We start from the raw sequence: 807 nt of genomic DNA on the forward strand, positions 1-807 counted from the left end.
CGCCCGCGTGGCACAGGCAAGCTCGCGCCTCATGAAGCCTTCTTCAGGGAATTGATCGCTCAAGACCCCGACATCACCCTGTTTGAACTGCGCGATGCCCTGGCTGATGCCACTGGCTTGCAGGTCCAGCACTCCGCCATTGGCCATCTGTTGAAACGCCTTGGCTTTACGCACAAAAAAAGTCGCTGGAGGCCACCGAGCGCCGCCGCGCCAAGGTAAAACGACGGCGTGAAGATTGGTTTTCACACCGCCTGCCAGCCATAGCTCGGACACCGGAATGTGTTGTCTTTCTGGATGAAACGGCGGTCAAGACCAACCTCACCCGGCTGCGCGGCTGGGCCCCGCGCGGCGAACGCCTGAAAGCGGATGCGCCGTTCGGCAGTTGGGGCACTCAAACCCTGATCGCGGGTTTGACCGGTGATGCGTTGATCGCGCCGTGGGTGATCAAAGGCGCGATGGATGGGCCCGCCTTTGCGGCGTATGTCCGGGAGGTGCTGATCCCCGAAATCGGCCCCGGCACGGCGGTCATCCTCGACAACCTCGCCACCCACCGCAACAAAGAGGCCGCTGCCGCCCTCAAGGCACACGGTTGCTGGTTCCTTTACCTGCCGCCGTATTCGCCAGATCTGAACCCGATCGAACAAGCATTCTCAAAACTGAAGGCCCATCTCCGACGCATCGGTGCGCGGTCGTTCACATCAGTGTTCGAAGCAATCGGTCAAATCTGTGAACTCTATGATCCAACCGAATGCTGGAACTACTTCAAGGCTGCCGGGTATGCCTCAAGTTAATTTAGAAACGCTTTAG

General features: G+C 59.4%; 2 protein-coding genes. Both read left to right on the plus strand.

The window, feature by feature from the left end; genetic code table 11:
- Positions 1 to 117 precede the first annotated feature (117 nt).
- Entirely contained in the window at positions 118 to 219 is a 102-nt protein-coding gene (locus ACEWPJ_RS18610) for a hypothetical protein (protein WP_416514536.1), read from the plus strand.
- Between the two features lie 32 nt (positions 220 to 251).
- Positions 252 to 791, plus strand: a complete 540-nt coding sequence (locus tag ACEWPJ_RS18615; protein ID WP_416514538.1) for an IS630 family transposase — start codon at positions 252 to 254, stop codon at positions 789 to 791.
- Positions 792 to 807: the final 16 nt, after the last annotated feature.

The organism is Aliiroseovarius sp. YM-037 (assembly GCF_048060095.1).
GTDB lineage: Bacteria > Pseudomonadota > Alphaproteobacteria > Rhodobacterales > Rhodobacteraceae > JBLUOA01.